The sequence below is a fragment of the Guptibacillus spartinae genome (genome assembly GCF_028610625.1).
Classification (GTDB): Bacteria; Bacillota; Bacilli; order Bacillales; family Guptibacillaceae; genus Guptibacillus; species Guptibacillus spartinae.
Genome location: NZ_JAQQWU010000001.1, coordinates 243,125 through 264,783, shown reverse-complemented (window position 1 = coordinate 264,783; position 21,659 = coordinate 243,125). Strand labels below are relative to the sequence as shown.

The window sequence follows — 21,659 nt, the reverse complement described above, 5'->3', positions numbered from 1 at the left end:
TTAGGAGGCCATTACCATGAGAAATGTAACTTTAACAGATATATTCCAACTTCCATTTGCACGCAAATACCTCAAGCGAGCTGGACTGGCTCATGCGATAACTGTGGCCAAACATGCTTATCATTTTGCAAACAAACTAGAAGTAAATCCAGATCTTGCTACTAAAGCAGCTTTGCTTCATGATATCGGTCATTATACGTGGTACCGAAACGGAAAGTGGGATTATAACTTATATAAACAAAATGATATTCACGCGATTAAAGGTGCTGAACGAGCACATAAAATGCTGATTCGCTTAGGAGAAAATCCCGTAGCAGCGAAAGAAATTGCTGTAGCCATTCTCTTTCATACTGACTCCTACTTCCTTGGCACCGTGAATCGCAATGCACTTCAAGAAGTTGTTGCAATGGCTGATGAAGCTGATGAAGAGCCGGGTGGCAATCATCACTATAAAGTGATGACTGAAGAAGAGGCAAGCTTAGAACTTTATTCATTAGACCAACTCGTCGAAAAGACTTTGAACAACCAAACGAAATGGCAACAAAGTGTGTCAGGTTAATTATGCCATTTCACGAAGGAAAGGGATCTCAATCCGCCATTCCCTTTCATCCCTTTCCACCACCTTCCCCTCCCATTTTTTTAGGAATTTCTCTCCTAAAGGAGTAGCTGGAATACGCATGCTTATTCCTTCTTCATTTTGTGTCTTAGCTAACTTCACGATAAACTCATAAAGACCCCATTTTTTTTCTTCTGCTCCTTTATAATAAAACTCCATTAATTCAACCAGTGCAATACCATTCTCAAGCCATACGTAACCGACTGTTTGGTCTTTTTCTTCGAAAAGGTATATTGTAGAATGGAAGGAAGGTTTCTTATGATCCACTCCATTTTCTAACCTAATTAATTTTAGTGTTTCAAGATCAAATTCAGGATTAAATGGGTAGAAAATCATATAATTCCTCCTCATTGTTTTCATTAAGCTACGACCGACTGTATCTGTTAAAGGAGTTTGTTATGTCAAAATTAAAATTTAGTTTACTTGTTTCTACTTTTATTCTTAGCGGTCTTATTTTAGTAGACTATTCGCTACCTAAAGACTTATCCCTTTACATAAAAGGATTTCTGTTTGTTCCTGTTATTCTGTATGTCGCTCATCTTTTGACAAAAGTTAAAAACAAAAAAGAACGATAAAAGGACCGCATTTCAATTGAAATGCGGTCCTTAACGGTTTATATTGTTACCTGATATTTTTGATACTCTTCTTCTGTACAAGCGATCCAATGGCCCTCCATCACTTCACGAAGGACGCGTTCTTCCCCATCTTTAGGAAGATGTTTTTCAGGATCGTAAACTTTACGCTTTCTTGAACGCTCATATTCTGGATCCGGAAGAGGAATCGCAGATAGTAATGATTGCGTATATGGATGGAGCGGGTTACGGTAAAGCTCTTCACTTTCAGCAAGCTCTACGATTTGTCCACGATACATTACCCCAATACGATCACTAATGTACTTTACCATAGAAAGGTCATGCGCAATAAACAAATACGTTAAGCCTTTTTCGCGCTGTAGCTTCTTCATTAAGTTAACGACCTGCGCTTGAATCGAAACATCCAATGCAGATATTGGCTCATCCGCAATGATAAATTCCGGATCTACTGCAAGCGCACGGGCGATTCCGATACGCTGTCTTTGTCCCCCACTAAATTCATGAGGATAACGATTCGCATGCTCTTTGTTCAACCCTACCGTTTCAAGAAGATCAACTACTTTATCCATACGAGCTTTTTTGGACGTAGAAAGACCGTGAATATCAATACCTTCTGCAATAATATCAGAAACGGTCATTCTTGGATTTAAGGAAGCATAAGGATCCTGGAAAATCATCTGCATTTTTTGGTTAAACTTTTTAAGCTCTTTTGCAGACTTCTTACCATGTACATCTTCGCCATTAAATCGAACTTCACCATCAGTTGCATCATAAAGACGAATAATAGTACGTCCAGTTGTTGATTTCCCACAACCAGACTCTCCTACAAGACCGAATGTCTCACCTTTATAAATATCAAACGTTAACCCATCAACAGCTTTCACAGTACTTTTTCCTACTTTAAAATGCTGTTTCAAGTTTTTAATTTCTAATAGTTTTTCTTGACTAGACATTTTTCCCACCATCTTTCGCGCCAATGATCGGCTCACTTGGAGCCATTCCCTGCATTCGCTTTTTAATCGCTCCAGGCGGTTCTACTTTCGGTGCTTTTTCGTGCAATAGCCACGTTGCTGCATAATGCGTATCTGAGATCTTAAACAACGGTGGCTCCATTTCTGTATCAATCTTCATTGCGTAAGGATTACGCGGTGCAAAAGCATCGCCTTTAGGCGGATCAAGAAGATCGGGAGGTGAACCTGGAATGGCAATGAGCTCTTCGTCCGTTGAATCAAGGCTCGGCATTGATCCAAGTAACCCCCATGTGTAAGGATGTTGAGGATTATAGAAAATCTCATCGACTGTTCCTGTTTCAACAATTTTACCTGCATACATAACAGCTACACGATCTGCAATATTCGCTACAACACCTAGATCATGAGTAATAAAGATAATCGATGTACCCATTTTTTCTTGAAGGTCATTCAGAAGTTCAAGAATTTGAGCCTGGATTGTTACATCCAGTGCCGTAGTTGGCTCATCCGCGATCAATACGCGTGGATTACATGCAAGGGCAATGGCGATAACAACACGCTGTCTCATACCACCAGAGAATTGGTGAGGAAACTCATTGACTCTTCCTTCAGCATTGGGAATACCAACAAGTTTTAAAAGCTCAACAGCACGTTCTTTTGCTTCAGACTTACTCATGTTTTGGTGTTTTACTAGCCCTTCCATGATTTGTTTACCAATGGTCATGGTCGGGTTAAGAGATGTCATAGGATCCTGGAAAATCATTGAGATTTCAGATCCACGAATTTTTTGCATTTCCTTTTCGGACAGTTGAGCAAGATCACGATCACCGAACTTGATCTCACCTTCTTTAATACGTCCTGGAGGGTTTGGGATCAAGCGCATAACGGCTTTCGATGTTACGGACTTACCTGATCCAGACTCTCCTACGATTGCTAATGTTTCACCTTTATTTAAATGGAAGTTTACGCCACGAACAGCTTGTACCTCTCCAGCAAACGTATCAAAGGAGACGTGCAAATCGTTTACTTCTAGAATCTTTTCCATTCGAATTCCCCCTATTTACGTAGCTTTGGATCAAATGCATCTCGCAGGCCATCACCAAGAAGGTTAAAGGCAATCATAATCAAGGAAATGATAATAGAAGGCCATAGCACAAGATGCGGATAAATTTGTAGACTCTTAAATCCGTTATTAATAATCGAACCTAGCGATGCTTCCGGTGGACGTAACCCTAAACCGATAAAGCTTAGAAACGCCTCGAAGAAGATCGCATTTGGAATTGTAAACATTGTTGTAATAATAATTTGACCAAGTACGTTCGGAATTAAGTGCTTTCCAATGACCCGACCGCTTGTTGCGCCTAAAGTACGTGAAGCAAGGACAAACTCTTGTGTTTTAAGCTTTAGTACTTGTCCCCGCACAATCCGCGACATTCCTATCCAACCTGTCACGGACAGGGCTAAAATAATTGAGAATATCCCCGGCTCAAAAATTAGAATAAAGAGAATAATCAAAATTAAGTTCGGGATACCGATCAGAACTTCAATGATACGTTGTAAGATGTTATCAACACGTCCACCGTAATAAGCTGAAATTCCTCCGTAAGCTACCCCAATTGCAAAATCAATAAATGCTGCAGCTGCTGCGATAAAGAGTGAAATACGTGTCCCCTGCCATACTCGTGTCCACTGGTCTCGACCAAACTCATCGGTACCAAACCAGAAATATTCGTCTTCATAACCTTTTGCTTCATATTGATTTGTTCCGCGAATATCAACACCATTCACTCCGAGGAAATCAATATTTTCAAGGACAGGAACTCTTGCTGGGAGCTTCGCTCGCGTTAATTCCTGTTCAGAATATGAGTGTTCATTCATTCCTGGACCAAAAATGGCAAGAATAATGATGGCAACGATAATGATTAAGCCTGTTATTGCACCAGGGTTTTTGGTTAATCTTCTCCAAGCATCTTTCCAAAACCCTGTACTTTCACGAGCAATTAATTCATTCTCCGAAGAATCAATTTTAGCGGGTTGAAACATGTCGTCTGAGATATCATGTAGTTTTTCTTGTTTCATACTCATTAACTCTTACCTCCCGCTAGACGAATTCGTGGATCAATAATGCCGTACATAATATCGACAATTAAAATAACAATGATAAATAATAAACTAAAGAAAAGCGTTGTACCCATAATAATCGGGAAATCGTTTGTTAAGATCGAGTTAACGAATTTTTCACCAAGTCCTGGAATAACAAAAATTTGCTCAATTACGAGAGTACCTGTCATTAGACCTACAACCAGTGGTCCCATAATAGTTATGATAGGTATAGAAGCATTACGGATTGTATGTCTAATAACAACCGCTGTGCTACTTAAGCCTTTTGCCTTTGCTGTTGTAATATAGTCTTGTCCAAGAACTTCTAACATCTCAGTTCTCATAAAACGAGCAATAGTTGCAACAACAATAGACGCGATTGCAATCGTTGGCATGATGGTATAGGCGAAGCCATCCCAATAAGCTACGGGTAGTAACTGCCATTTCACACCTAGCCAGTATTGCATTAGGCCAGCGATAACGAAGTTTGGAATTGAAATACCAAGAACGGCAATAACCATTGTTCCATAATCAAGGAACGAATTGTGTTTTAATGCTGCAATGATTCCTAGGAAAAGACCAATTATGGTACCCACTACTAAGGATTGTAATCCTAGGTAAGCAGATGGACCAATACGTTCACCAATAATAGTAGATACTTCACGACCATCCTGCTGGAAGGAAACGCCGAGGTCACCTGATAATAAATTCTTCATGTAATTGAAGTATTGTACAGGAACTGGATCGTTCAAACCATACTTATCATTTAACTGAACAATTTGTGTTTCTGTTAACTTATCCTGGTTATTAAACGGTGTACCAGGGAGAAGCTTCATTAGAAAAAATGTTAGCGAAGCAATAATTAGGAAGGTAATCAACATTGAGATGATTCTTCCGCCAATATAACGTCCCACTACAACCAACCTCCTCAAAAGATACCTGCTTGTTTATTATAAGTCGAAAAATGGAATTTCACTAGATTAAATTTTCTATCTATTTCGTTTCTAGCTTACTTTTCGACATATTTCTTATTACAGGTAAAAAAGAGAGCATATGTCAGGATGACATATACTCTCCTGAAAATCTTAAATTATTTCTCAATCTTGATCCATTTGTAAGATGAGTCAGCACCAAAGGAATGAACGTAATAGTTCTTCACGTAATCTTTTTGAAGGATTGCGTTACCTTTTTGGTAAGTAGGAACGATTGCAACGTCCTCTTCCATTAGAACTTTCTCAGCATCTTGCATCATTTTCCAACGCTTCGCTTCATCTGTTTCTTTCTTAGCTCCTGAAACTAGCTCGTCGTACTTCTCGCTTGAGTAACCCATGCGGTTGTACTCGCCATCTGTTTCAAACATATAAAGGAACGTCATTGGATCTGGATAGTCAGGTCCCCAACCACCAGTTGAGATATCAAAGTCACCTGAATCTTCAAGCTCAAGGAACTGCTTCCAAGGTTGCTTGTTGATTGTGATTGTAAGGCCATCTAGTTTTGATTCAAACTGATCTTTTGCATATTCTGCAATTTTCGCAGCAAGCTCATTATCAGTTGTTAGGAATTCTAGTTCAACAGAATCTTTTCCTAGTGCTTCTAGACCAGATTTCCAAGCTTCTTTCGCTTCTTCTTCGCCTTGATCAGCATAGAAGCCGTCTGGAGCGAATTCGCGGAAGTCATCACCTTCAGGACCTTTAACAAAGTCTTTTGGTACGAAATATTTAGCAGCAATTGATCCGTTGTTAAGAAGAACGTTTACAAGTCCTTCACGGTCATATGCAAGGTAAAGTGCTTTACGAATGTCTTTGTTAGCTAGTGCTTCAGTTCCCTGGTTTAGACGCATGAAGTACATTGTCGGATCTACAAGAGTCGAGAACTCTTCATTGTCTTTGAACTGATCTACGAAGTCAGCAGATAGACCAGCGCGGTCGATCTTACCAGTTTCGTAAAGGTTAACTGTAGTTGCAACGTCTTGAACGATTTTAGTAGTGATCTTTTCAAGGTTTACAGTGTCAGCATCCCAATATTCAGTGTTCTTTTCGTAAGTCCAGCCTTCACCATGGTTCCATTCAGAGAATACGAATGGTCCGTTGTAAAGCATTGTGTCAGCTTCTAGCGCGAACTTGTCGCCTTGCTCTTCAGCGTATGCTTCTGGTTGTGGATAGAAAGTTGCGAAAGTTAGCAACGATTTGAAATATGGAACTTGGTTTTCAACAGTGATTTCAAGAGTTTTATCATCTACTGCTTTAGCTCCAAGCTCTTCTACTTTACCGTAAAGAGGATCGCCTTCAGTAATGATTGCATTACCGTTTTTGATTCCTGCAGTACCAAACATAGAAGCATAAGGAGAAATTGTATCTGGGTTTAGTGCTTTATGCCATGCATAGATGAAGTCGCCTGCTACAACATCAGATCCGTCAGACCATTTAGCGTCATCACGAATTGTGAATGTATAAACAGTTTCACCGTCTTTTTCTTCTTCTTTTGGCTCTTCAGCAGCCATACCAAGTGTAGGCTCGTTGTTTTCATCTAGACGATAAAGTCCTTCGAAAACCTGGTTCATTGCTTTAAAAGATGTGTTATCAGTAGCTTGTGTTGTGTCCATTGAAGGAATTTCTGCAGTTTCAGTTAAGTTAAGAACCTGTTCAGCAGAACCGCCTTCTCCTTCACCGCCACTGTTCCCCCCGTTGTTTGAGCCGCCGCCGCAAGCCGACAGGAATACGCTCAATACAAGCACAAGAGATAGGACAAGTGTCCATCTTGATTTCTTCATGCTGTGTGACCTCCCTTAAAATATGTAGCTATAAAAGCTAGTAATCCGCATGACGAAATTCATCAAATTATCCAACAATTTACGCGAGATTTTCTTGATTCGTTTCGCCCACAAATCATATTATACAAGTTTTCTAACTATTTTGCATACACAATTTTTACACTGATTTACAAAAACCGCGTCAGCATTACGTTTGCATAACAGAAAATAGTTCTTTAGTCCTGGTATAAATTCTCTGGTTTACGGGTACACTTTAAAATTTTACAGATAAATGTATGAAAATCTATCTACGCCCCTTACCTAAAAGTATATAGTATACTTTCGTGTATATCGTATGCATATGGCGAAATATTCCGACAGGTGAACAGTGTGTAAATGTGTTTCGTATTTCTCACTGCTATATATTGTTCTTGGCTCATTCTTTTTTTATACTATACGATAGAAACAAAATTGGGGGTTATTATGAAATCACTTACACTTAAGGCAGGTATCTTGGTTTTTCTGGCTATTGTTGCTTCAATGATCATATCTATTACTTCCGATCAAGGCTTAGGTTTACAGCCTGTTTCGGATATACTCTTTATGATTGCTCTCGCTATGTTGCTGATTGGTGCTGCTCTTCATGTTATTCAAACCGGATTTTTCGACGGTATTGTTTACTCATTTAAACGTTATTTTCGAAGTACGGCAAAACGCCAAATGATTGAAGAAGATCAATCTGAGATCAAATATAAGTTAGATTATGATAATCCAATTACCTATCCGTTCTTAATTGCCGGTGGTTTTTGTACGGTTATGACAGTCATCATTTCGATTGCAATCATAATTGGCTAACTTGTTGCATCAAAATAAATCTTTACGCTATAATAGTAAACATTAAGAATACAGAACGGCTATGAGGAAGAGTAGTACAAATTGTAGTGTTTCTAGAGAGCCTGTGGATGGTGAAAACAGGTATCACACAGTTTGGAATGGACTTCTGAGCCCCTTTGCTGAAACAAGTAAGTAGGCATTGGCGTGAGCATTCACGTTACCACTAGCGGTATTGATTACCATAAGTGATTCAGTCTTACTGGATAAGCAGGGTGGCACCACGGTCCATTCGTCCCTAGCAATTGAGGGATGAATGGACCTTTTTGTATTCAATTTTATATATTTAGAGAGGAGCAAGACACAATGAGTGTTATTTTTTCCGGAATTCAACCGAGTGGAACATTAACAATTGGAAACTACCTCGGAGCAATGAAACATTTTACTGATCTACAAGACGATAATGAGTGTTACTTTTGTGTTGTTAACCAGCACGCGATTACTGTACCTCAGGAAAAGCAGGCGTTAAAACAAAATTCAAGGAGCCTTGCTGCCCTTTACTTGGCATCTGGAATCAATCCTGAAAAATCCACGCTGTTTATTCAATCTGAAGTACCTGCTCACGCCCAACTCGCCTGGATGCTACAATGCGTATCCTATATCGGGGAACTTGAGCGCATGACCCAGTTTAAAGATAAGTCTACTGGTAAAGACGCAGTTAGCGCCGGTCTTCTAACCTATCCACCTCTAATGGCAGCTGACATTCTTTTATATGGCACAGAAATTGTTCCTGTTGGTGATGATCAGAAACAGCACATTGAACTTACGAGAAATCTTGCTGAGCGGTTTAACCGTAAATACAACGACATCTTTGTGATGCCGGATGCTCGCATTCCAAAAGTCGGTGCTCGCATTATGTCGCTACAGGATCCATCAAAGAAAATGAGTAAATCAGATTCTAATCAAAACGCTTATATTTCTATGCTTGATGAGCCTTCTACCATTGTTAAAAAAGTAAAGCGAGCCGTGACGGATTCTGATGGTGTTGTTCGTTATGACAAAGAAGAAAAACCAGCCATTTCAAACCTGTTAACTATTTATTCTCTTTGCTCTGGAAAAAGTGTTGAAGAAATTGAATCACTTTATGAAGGTCGAGGTTATGGCGACTTTAAAGCAGAACTTGGGGAAGTGATTGCTGAAACATTAAAGCCAATTCAAGAACGATACAATGAGCTAATTACTTCTTCAGAATTAGATGATATTCTTGATCTTGGTGCTGAGAAAGCGAACCGTAAAGCTTCAAAAATGCTGACAAAAGCAGAACGTGCAATGGGACTTGAACGAAGAAGAAGATAAGATAAATAAAAGAAGGCTGCCCATCCGGCAGCCTTCTTTCTTTAGTTCACATGTGTACCTTTTTCAAGTTCCCATATTTTTTCAAAATACGGTTGCCCTTTAATGATACGTTCACAGATTTGCTCATGTTTTGCTGACCAACCTGCTTTTACTTCTCGGTATAGCCCTTCCCATGCCTCGTCCATTTCCATGTTCTGAATCTGAACATATTTTTTTGGTTGACACTCTGTGAACCAATACCGAATCTCTGCTGAATTTCCACTCGAGTAAAGTTGATCGAGTGCCATAAACAAGAGCTGCTTTAGTTGTCTTTCCTTTCGTGTTAGCCCCATCATGATGTCTGGACCTGGAGAGAGAATATGGTGCTCTTTCACCGGCTGGTCCGTTTCAAATGGATAAGACGTAGCTTCAATATCGGCAACCATTTCATAAACCGCTTTTTCTTGTCTTGGAATCACACGGCTTTTGCGAATCGGAATTTTGTATCCTAATGTATCAATCACGATAACCCCTCTGCCATCCGTAGCCAGGAAGCAATATTCTAACGGTGATCGTTCATTATTTTTACGAATATAGCTTTGTTGAAAGACATCACTAAGTAAACTCTCCGGAAGCTCACTTAAATCATTCTCGATATAATGATACAAAACAGACTCTACCTTAATGACAGGCACCTGATCCAAAAGTTCAATGAAATCGTCTTTACGCCACTCATGAAAATCACAAACGTTATATCCATTCTCTTCACCCTCAAACCAATTCACCCAAACATCTCGCAAATACAACATCTGGCTACCCCTCACTTCGCTACTGTTTGTAAAAACAGTATAGTCAGGACCAAGTTAAATTATTCCATAATCAATATATTATTAAGAAAAGATTAATAGAACACTGAAAAGCGGAAATGGGCGGTTAGGGTCGACAAGCGCTGGAAGCATTTCAAAAGAACACGCTCTTTGTGTTCATTTGAAATGGTGAAGCGATCGAGACCCTGCCCATTGCAGCTGGATCTATGAAAAGCGAAGACGAGCGTTTAGAAACGGAGATATTGGAGCGCTTGAACTAGAACACGATTTTTGTGTTCTGGTGAAAGTGCGAAATATCGCAGTTTCTGTGAGTCGTAGCTGGATCTATGAAAAGCGGAAGTGGGCGGTTAGACACGGCAGGCACTGGAGCCCTATAAATTGAACACGGTCTTTGTGTTCGAGTTATAGGGTGAAGTGACCGAGTGTCTGCCCACTGCAGCTGGATCACGAAAAGCGGAAGTGGGCGTTTAGGGTCGACAAGCGCTGGAGCCTTATCAAAAGAACACGGTCTTTGTGTTCTTTTGATAAGGTGAAGCGATCGAGACCCTGCCCACTGCAGCTAGACACTAAAAAGCGGAAGACAAGACAAATAAAAATAACCCCTGGATTTCTCCAGAGGTTACAGTCGTTACTTCGCGAATTTCTTAAACACTAGTGTCGCATTGTGACCGCCAAAACCAAGTGAGTTATTCATCACAGCAGTCACTTCCGCTTTACGTGCTTTATTTGGCACATAGTCAAGGTCACAGTTTGGATCAGGCGTTTCATAGTTAATTGTAGGAGGAAGGATACCTTCTTCTAATACTTTTGCACAGAAGACACCTTCAACAGCACCAGCAGCTCCAAGTAAATGACCTGTCATCGACTTAGTTGAACTAACAGCAAGCTTATAAGCATGCTCTCCAAATACCGACTTAATCGCAGCCGTTTCATATTTATCATTGTAATCTGTACTTGTTCCGTGTGCATTAATGTAGCCTATATCAGTGGGAGAAAGACCTGCATCATCAATTGCTTGTTTCATGGCTCTTGCGCCGCCTTCTCCTTCAGGTGCAGGTTGGGTCACGTGATAAGCATCCCCTGTCGAACCATAGCCTACGATTTCCGCGTAAATCTTAGCGCCGCGTTTTTCTGCAGATTCAAGGCTTTCAATGACAAGAATTCCAGCACCCTCACCAATAACAAAACCATCACGATTCGCATCAAATGGACGACTTGCAGAAGCCGGATCTGGATTTGTTGAGAGAGCTTTCATCGAACCAAACCCTGCTACGCTCATGCTTGTAATTGGTGCTTCAGATCCACCGGTGATCATCACATCCGCGTCACCACGCTGAATCACTTTAAAGGAATCACCAATTGAGTTTGTTCCTGAAGCACAGGCAGTTACGGTGCATGAGTTAATTCCTTTTGCTCCAAGCATAATTGAAACTTGACCAGATGCCATATCTGGAATCATCATCGGCACAAAAAATGGACTAACACGACGAGCGCCTTTATCCATAAACGTACGGAATTGAGATTCATACGTTTCCATACCACCGATACCTGATCCGATCCAAACGCCCACTCTTTCGGCATTTTCTTCATTAATTTTCAAACCAGCATCGTCTACTGCCATTTGAGAAGCAGCTACCGCAAATTGTGTGAAACGGTCCATTTTCCGAGCTTCTTTACGGTCCATAAATTTCTCAGGGTCAAATTCAAGTGCTTCCCCGGATACTTTTGCTGCGAACAGATCTTTATCTAAACGAGTTAATGGATTAATCCCAGAAACTCCATTCAATACATTTGTCCACGTTTCCTCTAATGAATTTCCAAGTGGGGAAACCGTCCCCAACCCAGTAATAACAACTCTTCTCTTCATTTATACCAGCGCTCCTTTTTTCACTACTACCGTTTTAACGTCCTAATTTGAGGGCCACAGCTCCCCAAGTTAAACCGCCTCCGAAACCAACAAGAATGACAACATCGTCATCCTTTACTCTACCTTCTTCTATTGCTTCTGAAAGCGCAATTGGAATGGTTGATGATGATGTATTTCCATATTTTTTCACCGTTGTTGCCATCTTTTCAACTGGGAGTTCCAGTCGTTGTCTGGATGCTTCCATAATGCGTATGTTTGCCTGATGGGGAATTAAAAAGTCAACATCTTCCTTCGTTAACCCCGCTTTGTCGATCACGTTAATCGCTGACTGACCCATTTGTCTTACTGCAAACTTGAACACTTCTCTGCCGTTCATGGCCATAAAGCCATTCGGCTCCTGGTAGAGATGCTTTGCCCCTGCACCATCTGATCCAAGTTCAAAGGATAGAATCCCTCTGCCTTCCGTAACAGGGCCAACGACTGCCGCCCCAGCTCCATCACCAAAGAGAACAGCTGTGTTTCGATCTTCCCAATCGGTAATTTTAGAGAGCTTTTCAACCCCAACTACTAGAATGTTTTTATAAGTATCATTGTTAATGTACTGTCCAGCTGTAATCATGCCATACATGAAGCCTGCACAAGCTGCACTTAAATCCATCGCAGCTGCATTTGTTGCACCAAGTTTTTCTTGAAGCAAACATCCTACTGATGGAAATGGATAGTCTGGGGTTACGGTTGCAACTAAAATAAGATCTAACTCTTCCGCTTTTATATTAGCATCTTCAAGGGCTTTTTTTGAAGCCAAATAAGCCATATCTGAAGTATTCATATCATCGTCTGCAATTCTTCTTTCTTCAATTCCAGTTCGTGTGCGGATCCATTCGTCAGACGTATCAACCATTTTCTCTAGATCATGGTTTGTTAATACACGTTCTGGTACATAATGTCCTACACCTAGTAAACCAGCGTTCATCTTGAATTTCCCCTTTATAGGATATTTTCTTACTTAAAACCAATCTTTAGTAGCTGGTACTAATTTTAATCCATATTGATTTGTTTGTCTACCTGACTGCTCCCCACACCATTTATACTTAAGATTCATAAGCTATTCATAAGTTAACTTGAATTAAAGGAGGATAGATGGATGTATCCGTATAACCAACAACAGCCGTTTTTCTACCAACAACCTGGCTATCAGCCTTATCAACAACAGCCATTCACACCTTATCCGCCTTATCCACCCTATCAGGGACAAAATTATCATCCTGGCGGGCCACCCTACCCCCATCCTTATTACCAACAACCATATGGACCTTATCAAGGGTATCCTGGTGGGCACCCATTTATGAATCAGTTCAAAAAGCAAAATGGTCAATACGACTTTCCTAAGATGATGAATACAGTGCAACAAATCACACCAATGGTAAAACAAATGGGATCATTGCTCAACTTTTTCGTAAAATAATTGAAAAGACGTGCCTCCACGTCTTTTCAATTTATTTTGAAAGAAACAGCATGCTTCCTGCACTAATACATAATAAAATGCCAGAGATGACCATTAAACTAAAACTACCGATCAAAATGCCTATCAATAAGCCACCTAGTGGGACAAACCATATCCAGAAAGCTTTACGGCCCATTTTGTTCTCCCCTTATTCCTGTGCATCCTGCTTTCCAAGCTCATAAGCATCTTCCATTGCTTTAAGAAAGAGCTGAAGCAGCGGCTGCATTTTTTCAAGATCAAGTTCAATGTCCTGTTCTCCGAGCGATTGCTTCGCTTCGGGTAAATACTTCATTGCAATTTGCATAAATTTCATGTTTTGATCCATTCCATTCACTCCTAATTCACTTTCGCCTAAAAGGCTCATCTTCTATTATAACGACAAATACGGCGTATTGAAATGCTCCCATGCTTCTCGCTGTCCGGATACCATTTTTAATACCATAGCAGCCTGTCCTCTATGGTAAGCTTCATGATCAATTAAATGGCTAATAATCCATTCAGGAGAATAGCGATGCGTTTCTCCATTTATCGTAATTTCCGGTCCTAGCTTGCGGTATTCTACATCTGAGAGTTGGTTAAAATACGCACGTATGTAATCACGCGCTTCAGCAAGACGAGCTAAAAACCAGGAAAGCTCTTTGTCGTCAGGTGCAGCGATCACTTGCTTTTCCTGAAAATAGAACCGTTCTTTTTCTTCTTCCGTTACACTTTCACCCATAAGCGCATTTTTTACCCACCAAAGCTCAATTTGTGCAATATGAAGTAAATAGCCTCCAACTGTAGGAAAATTCGAGTATCCATAGTGAAGTTCCTGAAATTCAATGTCACTAACCATTGAAAGAAGTTTTTCCCGCGTTTCCTTTAAAGCTTGAAGGCCATGAGAGGAATCGTGTACATCATAATTACCAAGTGTTTTTTCAATCATACAGAACCCTCCCTTCTCAGTCAGTGAAATTACATTAAGTAGATCGAAGGATCAATTGCCATCATTTTTTCCGTGTGCAAACGCTGTTGGTGCAGTCCTTCTTCGATAGAAGTAATATTAGTAAAACCAAGCTTACTTGCACATTGTTTGCTTGAAATCCCACACCTTAAATTCTTTTCATCTTGTAAGTCTATGGATTCTTCTATACACCATTCGACTCCTCTTTGCCATTCTCCTTCTCTTCCACTTGTTAGATTGAACGTTTCTGAGTGTTCACGTCTTGTGGCTGCTTGATAAATGGCGTGACAAACATCTTTTACATAAACGGCATCAAAATGAAAATTGCTGCCTTCCTCTTCATATTTTTGTGGAAGCTTATGATGTAAAAGAGCGTATTGAAAAGCATAATGAGACGGCTGCCAAGGACCATAGACAAGAGGTAGGCGCAAAATTTTAACAGTTTCGTCTTTACGATTTGAAGCAATTCGTTCTTCTGCCGAGTTTAGCTTTCCACCAACAGAACGTGGGTGGTGGGGGGTTCTTTCTGTGATGCTTCCATAACGTGTACCAAATACTTCTGTGCTTGACACATATACAAGTACTTTTCCACCGGCCGCTTGCATCACTTTTCGTGTACATTCCAGACTTTCTTCAATCATTTTTCCACGACGTTTATCATTTAGAAGCTTCGGTGTACTAAGATGAAAAATCGTATCACAATCTCTCGTTAGATGAGCCAGCGAAGCTTCCTCGATACGACTATTGATTTGTTTGTAATTCGCATTGCGAAGAAGCATCATTTCTTTCATTTCATACTCGCCTATCCTTCTTTTATCAACTTTCCCATCCATCGCTACAACTTCGATCCCTTCGTTTAAAAGAAACTCTGTTAAATGGTACCCAATAAACCCTAAGCCACCTGTAATAAATACTTTTTTCATCTTCCCACCTCAACTCTTTAAGAATACTTTTGGCGCATGGCGTTCATTCTAATAACGTTGTTAATGCTGCAGAATGAAAAGGAGGCGTTATCATGAAACTTCATCATGGCGAGTTATTTTGGCCAACTACTGTGACGAATGCAAGAACGTTCCCAGAACTTACAACCCCGATCACTTGTGACGTGTTAATTATTGGTGGCGGTATGTCAGGCTCGATTATGGCAAGAATGCTTGCAGACTATCATCTTGAAACAGTATTAATCGAAAAGAAAACAATCGGCTCTGGAAGCACTTCGGCAAACACAGGACTCCTCCAATTTTCAAATGATGCCATGCTTATCGACCTTATCGATCGGTTTGGCAAAGAAAAAGCTGTCTATTTCTATAAGCTTTGTTTGAAAGCCATTGATGAACTTGATAAATACAACGCCACGTTAAAGGACAAGACTAGCTTCAAGCGAGCGGATAGTTTTTATTTCGCAAGCAATGATCACGATGTTAAAAAGTTAAAAAAGGAATATGAAGCCTTAAAGGAGCATGGTTTTCAGGCGGATTATTTAGATCGGCATGCCATTGAGAACCTTTATTCTTTCACCGCTCCTGCAGGAATTTATACTAAAACGGAAGCAGAAGTAAACCCCTATCAATTTGCCCTGGCGCTTGCCAGACATGCAGCAGATCTCGGGGTCAGCATTTTTGAACATACCGAGGTTCTATCTCATCAGTTTAATAAAGAAGAGCTTCTCTTTCAGACTGAAAAAGGAGAAATACGTACCAAACACGTCATCTACGCTACAGGATATGGTACGCAGGAGTTCGCCCAAACAAAAGGCGCCCTTTTGGAGCGCACTTATACGATTGCAACAGATCCGATCGAACATTTTCCTGGTTGGCACAATCAATCACTTATTTGGGAAACCGCTCGCCCTTACCATTATTTAAGAACAACAGAAGATAGACGGATCCTTATTGGAGGGTTGGATACAGATTTAACAAATGAAGAAGAATTGAAAGAGAAAAGTCAGCAGCTGTTAACGAAATTGCACGAACTGTTTCCTTCCATTAAAACGTCAATTGCCTATGAATGGAGCGCTATTTTTGGCTCTACAAAAGATGGTCTACCCTATATAGGGAAACACCCTAAATACGACGGCGTCTATTTTATGCTAGGTTATGGTGGCAACGGTACGGTTTACAGTATGCTCGGTGCTGAAATTCTTAAAGACTTGATTTTATACGGGCATCATCCTGCGATGGATATCACAAAGCTTAAGAGATAGGTCGTTACAGCTTTTCAAATTCGTGAAAGAAGCGAATCATTTTCTTACCGAGTGATTGGTAACTATCGCTTAAAAGCGCAAGCTCAATGGGAAAACCAGTCTCTCTTTGAACCCGTTCATACGCGCGAATTTGATCTAACGAATAAGGACTCTTAAGCGAGTGATGCCACACTTTAATTGGAACGGTAGAAGTGATGATTTCTTTTTTCTCTATTTCAGAAATAACTTGTTCATTTTCAATTTCATATGCATTCGCCATTTCTTTTACTAACCTTTTATAAAACAGGCGATTCATTTGCTCTTGATGAACAAGACTTTTCACATCAAAACATGGATTTAATAGCGCCGCAGAACGGATCATAGGCTCTCGATTGTTTAAAAAAGCACCTGCAGCAAGAACCCCCATTCCTTCAGCAACAACATGGATTCTTGGATTAAGGATTTCTTGTTTATGGACCAGATTATAAATTCTTTCCGTCAATTTGACCGCTTTCGGGGAGCCCCAGTGCCTGCCATACAAGTTACTCGTATAAACTGTGTAACCCGCTTCAAGGAAGTCAGTGATTATCCCCTGACGCGTATGATTTTGCAACCAAAAACTTGTTTTAGCATCTACAAAATGCGTCAAACCCCCGATTATAAAAACGCCAAACCCGTTAGGCCGTTCAGGGACAAGAACGATCGTCCACTCCCCGTCTAATTGATAGGCTCGTTTACGAATACACATACTCTCCCCTCGCCCTTTTATCACTTTCTGTATAACCTATGCAAGTTGCATATGGAAGAAAGGGTGAAGTGCCTATTTATCGGGAATTTCACCTTCTTATCTCCTTCTCTGAAAACAATAGAAAAGTCCCTCAACCAGTATATGTTCCCTTCTTTAAACTATACCCTTGCATCAATTAGAAATGAAAGGGGTATGGAAAAGAAGAGGTGATAAAATGAAAAAATCAACTTTATTCGTCTTTGCTATTGTTTATCTTCTTTTTAGTATCTCCGGTTTCCTATTTCCATTTGATGCGGATTGGTATCGTACACTCTCAAAGCCTGATTGGACGCCAGATGGCTCTGTCATTGGCATTATTTGGGCTATTCTCTTCGGATTCATTGCGTTATCAACAGCCATTGTCTATCAAAAAAGTGGCTTCGGTCGTCACAATAGTGAGTACATCTCCCTGCTTGGGATCAACTACATATTGAATCAAGCGTTTAGTTACTTACAATTTAACCTCCACGCGCTTTTTGCGACATTTATGGATGCCCTGTTCATCACCATTACTACCCTCCTTCTGATCTTCCTTGCAGGGAGACAGAACCGTTTTGCTGGATGGTTATTGGTCCCTTATTTTCTTTGGACAGCGTTCGCTACTTATTTATCGTGGCTATTTTATACGATGAATTAAAATTGATAGATGTTGAATACGATCGTTTTGTGGTATGATATTCGATAGAATACGTTTACAAATGAGGTGAATTTCGTGCGTTATCTATGGGCAATTATTTGGGGATTTCTACTTAGTAATATGATCTTCTACGTACTTGCGTCGATGCAAGGGGGCCATTACGAATTTGGACCAGCATCACTTTTCGGAGTGATCTTAGCGATTGCAGCAATGGTTGTTGGAGAAGGACTTATCTCGGACCCCGCTGAACAATAAAAACAAGCGCCTCTAGCGGCGCTTGTTTTTTTATGTTGTCGCTTCTTACAATTAATGATGCGGCTTTGGCTCTCTTGACCATTTTCGATTTTGGTTAGAACATTCAGGAAACGCCTCACCGGCACGAAGCTCAATTTGTTTTGGATCTTTAACCATTCCACCTGTTTCACCAATTTCAATGTATACCCCATTATTTGGTGCTTTTTGCCCCGGTGTAAACTGACGATTTTCTCCGCCCATACATCTGCCTCCTTCCACTCTTCGAAATTTGCCCCCTTTATCAGCATCTATCACCGAATACTCTTTTATGTAACTGGACTTAAAATTTCCCTTTACAAAAATGGAAGGACTGGTGTTTAATGGTTACATGTGTCAATTTATCTTGTAACAATTACTGGAGGAACAATACTCATGGAACTGTTGGAATTACTTAAATACGCATTTCTTGGTTTACTACAAGGCTTCACTGAACCCATTCCGATTTCATCAAGTGGACATCTCGTCATAGCGCAAAAACTATTTGGATTGGAAATCAAAGGACTAAGCTTCGAGATATTAATGAATTTCGCCTCTTTACTTGCGGTACTTCTCATTTACCGAAACGATCTCATTCGTCTCACTTCTCATGGTGTACGCTATGTCGTTTCACGTGATAAAGAATCAAAAAGCGAATTTATGTTCATCGTATATCTGATCGTTGCTACAATTCCGGCAGCTGTTCTTGGCATTTTGTTCGATGACTTTATTGGTGAGCATTTAAAAGGTCTTAAAGTAGTCGGAGCTACTTTGATTGTTACAGGTATCGCGCTTTGGCTTATCCGTAACTTACGCGGATCAAAAGGCGAATCTTCTCTTAACTTTAAAGATGCATTCATTGTAGGATTAGCTCAAGCTGTTGCTTTGATTCCTGGAATTAGTCGTTCTGGGGCCACGATTGTAGCCGCCATGGGACTAGGAATGAAACAAGAAACAGCGCTCCGTTTTTCATTTCTATTGTTCATCCCAGTTAGCGTAGGTTCCATGATCTTAAGCATAGGGGATCTTCAATTTGGTGACATGCTCATTCCCTACATCGTAGCCTTTTTATTGTCACTTACCGCTTCTTACTACTCGTTGAAATGGTTTATGAATATTATGGCACGAGGAAATTTAATTTATTTCTCGATCTACTGCTTTATTGTAGGAGCGCTCGTACTTATTTTTTAACCGGCTTAAGCCGGTTTTTTTGTATATAGAATATGACAACGGCAAGGAGATCACGGTTGTCGTGGAGAAAGGTGAAGTAGGATACTAGTACGTAAATTGATCCAGGGAGGCTAAAAATGAATAAAGATCCAATCAACTCTGACGCCCTGAAAAAGTGGATTGCGGAAGAAGGCGAGTCCACTTTATTTCAAAAAGACGAACCACTTTATATGGATGGAATGAAAGCAGATCGCCTTTTTCTGATTCAATCTGGAAATGTGCGGTTAAATAAAATCACATCAGAAGGCAGAGAACTAACACTTCAAATTTGTCAGCCCGGTGACCTCATCGGTGAACTCGCGCTATATACAGGCCAACTTAACTTCTCTGCAAATGCATGGGCGGTCGATGAGGTAAAAGCGACTTTCGTTAAACAAGCTCATCTTGAAAAAACACTCACAAACGATGCCTTGCTCGCTACCGAGTTCATGAAATTCATGGGAGAAAATTTCAGAAAAAACCAATCAAAATTCCGAGACCTTTTGCTACACGGTAAAAAAGGAGCTCTTTACTCCACCCTCATCCGATTATCCAATACATACGGCGTCCATCAGCAAGACGATATTCTCATTGATATTCCACTAACCAATCAGGAACTAGGTAACTTTTGTGGTCTAACGAGAGAAAGCGTCAACCGTATCCTAAGTGAACTTAAAAAAGCCAACATCATCACCGTCAACCAGGGAAAAATCACCATCCACAACCTCGAATTCCTCCGCTGCGCCATCCACTGCGAAGACTGCCCAATCACAATTTGTAGGTTGTAGGAAAAGCGGAAGCGCCCGTTTAGACACGGCAGGCACTGGAACCTTTTCATTTGAACACGGTCTTTGTGTTCGGATGAAAAGGTGAAGTGACCGAGTGTCTGGGCGCTGCAGCTGGATCATTGAAAAGCGGAAGTGGGCGCTTAGGGTCGACAAGCGCTGGAGCCCCATAAAAAGAACACGGTCTTTGTGTTCATTTTATGGGGTGAAGCGATCGAGACCCTGCCCACTGCAGCTAGACAGAAAAGCGGAGACAAGCGTTTAGAAACGGAGATATTGGAGCTCTTGAACTAGAACACGCCCTTTGTGTTCTGGTGAAAGAGCGAAATATCGCAGTTTCTGCGAGTCGCAGCTGGATCATTGAAGAGCGGAGCGGGCCTGCTTAAATCCGCAGGATGTTGGAGCTCTGTCGAATGAGACGCTTTTTGTCTCAATCTACAGAGCGAAACAGCCGGAGGATTTGGCCCGCGCAGCTGGATCTCAGGAAAAGCGGAAGCGCCCGTTTAGACACGGCAGGCACTGGAGCCTTTTCATTTGAACACGGTCTTTGTGTTCGGATGAAAAGGTGAAGTGACCGAGTGTCTGGGCGCTGCAGCTGGATCTCAGGAAAAAGCGGAGTCTCGTATTTCCGCGATATTTCAAATAATTCCGCGATATCCTGATTTATTCCGCGAAATTGAATGATATTTCCGCGAAAAAACAAATAATTCCGCGAAACCGTAAATTAACAAAAAAACACCCCGAGGGGTGTTTTTCCTTTTCATCCTCCACTCACTGGAGGTATAAACGCAACAACATCTTGATCGTTTACAACTTGATCCTCATCCGCGTATTCTTCATTAATCGCGATCATTGTATGATCGAGAGTTAACTGTGGATAGTCCTCAATTAGTTTTTGTTTCAGTTCCGCTACAGCGAGTTGTGATTCGGCACGTTCGATCTTGTCTAATCCTATTTGTTCCTGCTGTTTCGCAAAGAAAAGAACGGTAATCATTCTTTCTCCTCCTTCGGCACTCCGTTTTTGAATGATGTAGTTTCAAGTTGATCTCCAATCCATTCTTCTCCATCAGTCCAGTATTCCTTTTTCCAAATGGGGACGATCTCCTTAATCCGCTCAATCGCATAGCGACTTGCTTCATAACTTTCCGCACGATGTGGGGATGCGACAGCAATCACTACGGCAATATCACTTATCGCTAATTTTCCGATTCGATGAACAATCGATGTTTGGACACCAGGCCACTGCTCATGAATTTCTACTCCAATTCGTGTCAGCTGTTTTTCAGCCATTGAAGGATAGGCTTCATACTGTAGCGAAACAGTCTGCTTTTCGCCAGTAAATTCTCTTACAGTCCCAATAAACGTGTTGATTGCCCCGGCCTCAGGGCGGATTACGCTCGTTATCACTTGATTGACATCAATTTCATCAGCGGTTATCTTATAAAATTCCATT

The 21,659-nt window shown here is 40.8% G+C and carries 27 protein-coding genes and 1 other annotated feature; of the genes, 10 read left to right on the top strand and 17 right to left on the bottom strand.

The genetic code is table 11. The features are described from left to right. The first annotated feature begins 16 nt into the window (after nt 1-16). Entirely contained in the window at nt 17-559 is a 543-nt protein-coding gene (locus PQ511_RS01395; RefSeq protein ID WP_273850152.1) for an HD domain-containing protein, read from the top strand. Here the strand turns inward: PQ511_RS01395 and PQ511_RS01390 are convergent, their stop codons facing one another. Beyond that, a complete protein-coding gene (locus tag PQ511_RS01390) occupies nt 560-952 on the bottom strand; it encodes a hypothetical protein (RefSeq protein ID WP_273850150.1) in 393 nt (130 codons plus the stop codon). A gap of 62 nt (nt 953-1,014) precedes the next feature. On the opposite strand from PQ511_RS01390, the gene PQ511_RS01385 reads away from it, so the two are divergent. Next, complete coding sequence (locus PQ511_RS01385; RefSeq protein WP_273850149.1) at nt 1,015-1,191, top strand: hypothetical protein; 177 nt, start codon at nt 1,015-1,017, stop codon at nt 1,189-1,191. Between the two features lie 38 nt (nt 1,192-1,229). On the opposite strand, the gene PQ511_RS01380 is transcribed toward PQ511_RS01385, so the two are convergent. The 5 genes from PQ511_RS01380 to PQ511_RS01360 form a co-directional block, all read right to left on the bottom strand. Then, nucleotides 1,230-2,162 carry an ABC transporter ATP-binding protein gene (locus PQ511_RS01380; RefSeq protein WP_273850148.1) on the bottom strand — a complete coding sequence of 311 codons (933 nt, stop codon included), beginning with the start codon at nt 2,160-2,162 and terminating at the stop codon, nt 1,230-1,232. Beyond that, complete coding sequence (locus tag PQ511_RS01375; RefSeq protein WP_273850147.1) at nt 2,155-3,225, bottom strand: ABC transporter ATP-binding protein; 1,071 nt, start codon at nt 3,223-3,225, stop codon at nt 2,155-2,157. The genes PQ511_RS01380 and PQ511_RS01375 overlap by 8 nt, the downstream gene beginning before the upstream one ends. A gap of 11 nt (nt 3,226-3,236) precedes the next feature. Next, nucleotides 3,237-4,259, bottom strand: a complete 1,023-nt coding sequence (opp3C, locus tag PQ511_RS01370) for an oligopeptide ABC transporter permease (protein ID WP_273850610.1) — start codon at nt 4,257-4,259, stop codon at nt 3,237-3,239. A 5-nt stretch (nt 4,260-4,264) separates the two neighbouring features. Beyond that, on the bottom strand, nt 4,265-5,194 hold the full coding sequence (opp3b, locus tag PQ511_RS01365; protein WP_273850146.1) for an oligopeptide ABC transporter permease: 930 nt from the start codon (nt 5,192-5,194) through the stop codon (nt 4,265-4,267). 176 nt (nt 5,195-5,370) lie between these two features. Continuing rightward, a complete protein-coding gene (locus PQ511_RS01360) occupies nt 5,371-7,050 on the bottom strand; it encodes a peptide ABC transporter substrate-binding protein (RefSeq protein WP_273850145.1) in 1,680 nt (559 codons plus the stop codon). A gap of 462 nt (nt 7,051-7,512) precedes the next feature. Here PQ511_RS01360 and PQ511_RS01355 point away from each other — a divergent pair, with 462 nt between their 5' ends. Together PQ511_RS01355 and trpS are read left to right on the top strand one after the other, a co-directional pair. Further along, nucleotides 7,513-7,884 carry a DUF3899 domain-containing protein gene (locus PQ511_RS01355; RefSeq protein ID WP_273850144.1) on the top strand — a complete coding sequence of 124 codons (372 nt, stop codon included), beginning with the start codon at nt 7,513-7,515 and terminating at the stop codon, nt 7,882-7,884. Nucleotides 7,885-7,936: 52 nt separating this feature from the next. Further along, nucleotides 7,937-8,163, top strand: a binding site (T-box leader). A 63-nt stretch (nt 8,164-8,226) separates the two neighbouring features. Continuing rightward, nucleotides 8,227-9,216: a tryptophan--tRNA ligase gene (gene trpS, locus PQ511_RS01350; RefSeq protein ID WP_273850141.1), complete on the top strand. Its 990-nt coding sequence runs from the start codon at nt 8,227-8,229 to the stop codon at nt 9,214-9,216. 41 nt (nt 9,217-9,257) lie between these two features. Here the strand turns inward: trpS and PQ511_RS01345 are convergent, their stop codons facing one another. The 3 genes from PQ511_RS01345 to PQ511_RS01335 form a co-directional block, all read right to left on the bottom strand. Next, the gene (locus PQ511_RS01345; protein ID WP_273850140.1) at nt 9,258-10,004 is read right to left on the bottom strand and encodes a YjbA family protein; all 747 of its coding nucleotides are present in this window, start codon (nt 10,002-10,004) and stop codon (nt 9,258-9,260) included. Nucleotides 10,005-10,650: 646 nt separating this feature from the next. Next, the gene (gene fabF / locus PQ511_RS01340; protein WP_273850139.1) at nt 10,651-11,889 is read right to left on the bottom strand and encodes a beta-ketoacyl-ACP synthase II; all 1,239 of its coding nucleotides are present in this window, start codon (nt 11,887-11,889) and stop codon (nt 10,651-10,653) included. 34 nt (nt 11,890-11,923) lie between these two features. Next, nucleotides 11,924-12,862: a beta-ketoacyl-ACP synthase III gene (locus PQ511_RS01335; protein WP_273850138.1), complete on the bottom strand. Its 939-nt coding sequence runs from the start codon at nt 12,860-12,862 to the stop codon at nt 11,924-11,926. Between the two features lie 171 nt (nt 12,863-13,033). Between PQ511_RS01335 and PQ511_RS01330 the strand changes: the two genes are divergently transcribed. Further along, the gene (locus PQ511_RS01330; RefSeq protein ID WP_273850137.1) at nt 13,034-13,354 is read left to right on the top strand and encodes a YppG family protein; all 321 of its coding nucleotides are present in this window, start codon (nt 13,034-13,036) and stop codon (nt 13,352-13,354) included. Between the two features lie 31 nt (nt 13,355-13,385). Here PQ511_RS01330 and PQ511_RS01325 read toward each other — a convergent pair whose 3' ends face one another. Genes PQ511_RS01325 through PQ511_RS01310 form a run of 4 tightly spaced genes read right to left on the bottom strand, consistent with a single transcriptional unit; the run spans nt 13,386 to nt 15,259 of the window. Then, nucleotides 13,386-13,529 carry a hypothetical protein gene (locus PQ511_RS01325; protein WP_273850136.1) on the bottom strand — a complete coding sequence of 48 codons (144 nt, stop codon included), beginning with the start codon at nt 13,527-13,529 and terminating at the stop codon, nt 13,386-13,388. A 12-nt stretch (nt 13,530-13,541) separates the two neighbouring features. Further along, nucleotides 13,542-13,757 (bottom strand): ComZ family protein, encoded by a 216-nt coding sequence (locus PQ511_RS01320; RefSeq protein WP_273850135.1) that lies wholly within the window; start codon nt 13,755-13,757, stop codon nt 13,542-13,544. Nucleotides 13,758-13,763: 6 nt separating this feature from the next. After that, nucleotides 13,764-14,318: a DinB family protein gene (locus tag PQ511_RS01315; protein ID WP_273850134.1), complete on the bottom strand. Its 555-nt coding sequence runs from the start codon at nt 14,316-14,318 to the stop codon at nt 13,764-13,766. Between the two features lie 29 nt (nt 14,319-14,347). Then, on the bottom strand, nt 14,348-15,259 hold the full coding sequence (locus tag PQ511_RS01310; RefSeq protein WP_273850133.1) for an NAD-dependent epimerase/dehydratase family protein: 912 nt from the start codon (nt 15,257-15,259) through the stop codon (nt 14,348-14,350). 92 nt (nt 15,260-15,351) lie between these two features. On the opposite strand from PQ511_RS01310, the gene PQ511_RS01305 reads away from it, so the two are divergent. Beyond that, complete coding sequence (locus tag PQ511_RS01305; protein ID WP_273850132.1) at nt 15,352-16,539, top strand: NAD(P)/FAD-dependent oxidoreductase; 1,188 nt, start codon at nt 15,352-15,354, stop codon at nt 16,537-16,539. Between the two features lie 4 nt (nt 16,540-16,543). Here the strand turns inward: PQ511_RS01305 and PQ511_RS01300 are convergent, their stop codons facing one another. After that, on the bottom strand, nt 16,544-17,266 hold the full coding sequence (locus tag PQ511_RS01300) for a hypothetical protein (protein WP_273850131.1): 723 nt from the start codon (nt 17,264-17,266) through the stop codon (nt 16,544-16,546). A gap of 214 nt (nt 17,267-17,480) precedes the next feature. Here PQ511_RS01300 and PQ511_RS01295 point away from each other — a divergent pair, with 214 nt between their 5' ends. Further along, complete coding sequence (locus PQ511_RS01295) at nt 17,481-17,942, top strand: TspO/MBR family protein (protein WP_273850130.1); 462 nt, start codon at nt 17,481-17,483, stop codon at nt 17,940-17,942. 75 nt (nt 17,943-18,017) lie between these two features. Continuing rightward, entirely contained in the window at nt 18,018-18,197 is a 180-nt protein-coding gene (locus PQ511_RS01290) for a YjzD family protein (RefSeq protein WP_273850129.1), read from the top strand. Between the two features lie 51 nt (nt 18,198-18,248). Here the strand turns inward: PQ511_RS01290 and PQ511_RS01285 are convergent, their stop codons facing one another. Further along, nucleotides 18,249-18,437 (bottom strand): YjzC family protein, encoded by a 189-nt coding sequence (locus PQ511_RS01285; RefSeq protein WP_098443110.1) that lies wholly within the window; start codon nt 18,435-18,437, stop codon nt 18,249-18,251. Nucleotides 18,438-18,608: 171 nt separating this feature from the next. Here PQ511_RS01285 and PQ511_RS01280 point away from each other — a divergent pair, with 171 nt between their 5' ends. Both PQ511_RS01280 and PQ511_RS01275 read left to right on the top strand, forming a co-directional pair. Further along, nucleotides 18,609-19,403, top strand: a complete 795-nt coding sequence (locus PQ511_RS01280; RefSeq protein WP_273850128.1) for an undecaprenyl-diphosphate phosphatase — start codon at nt 18,609-18,611, stop codon at nt 19,401-19,403. Between the two features lie 116 nt (nt 19,404-19,519). Continuing rightward, entirely contained in the window at nt 19,520-20,209 is a 690-nt protein-coding gene (locus PQ511_RS01275) for a Crp/Fnr family transcriptional regulator (RefSeq protein ID WP_273850127.1), read from the top strand. 757 nt (nt 20,210-20,966) lie between these two features. Here PQ511_RS01275 and moaD read toward each other — a convergent pair. Together moaD and PQ511_RS01265 are read right to left on the bottom strand one after the other, a co-directional pair. Then, nucleotides 20,967-21,200, bottom strand: coding sequence for a molybdopterin converting factor subunit 1 (moaD, locus tag PQ511_RS01270; RefSeq protein ID WP_273850126.1), 234 nt, complete (start codon nt 21,198-21,200; stop codon nt 20,967-20,969). Further along, nucleotides 21,197-21,658: a molybdenum cofactor biosynthesis protein MoaE gene (locus PQ511_RS01265; protein ID WP_273850125.1), complete on the bottom strand. Its 462-nt coding sequence runs from the start codon at nt 21,656-21,658 to the stop codon at nt 21,197-21,199. The genes moaD and PQ511_RS01265 overlap by 4 nt, the downstream gene beginning before the upstream one ends. Nucleotide 21,659 lies beyond the last annotated feature (1 nt).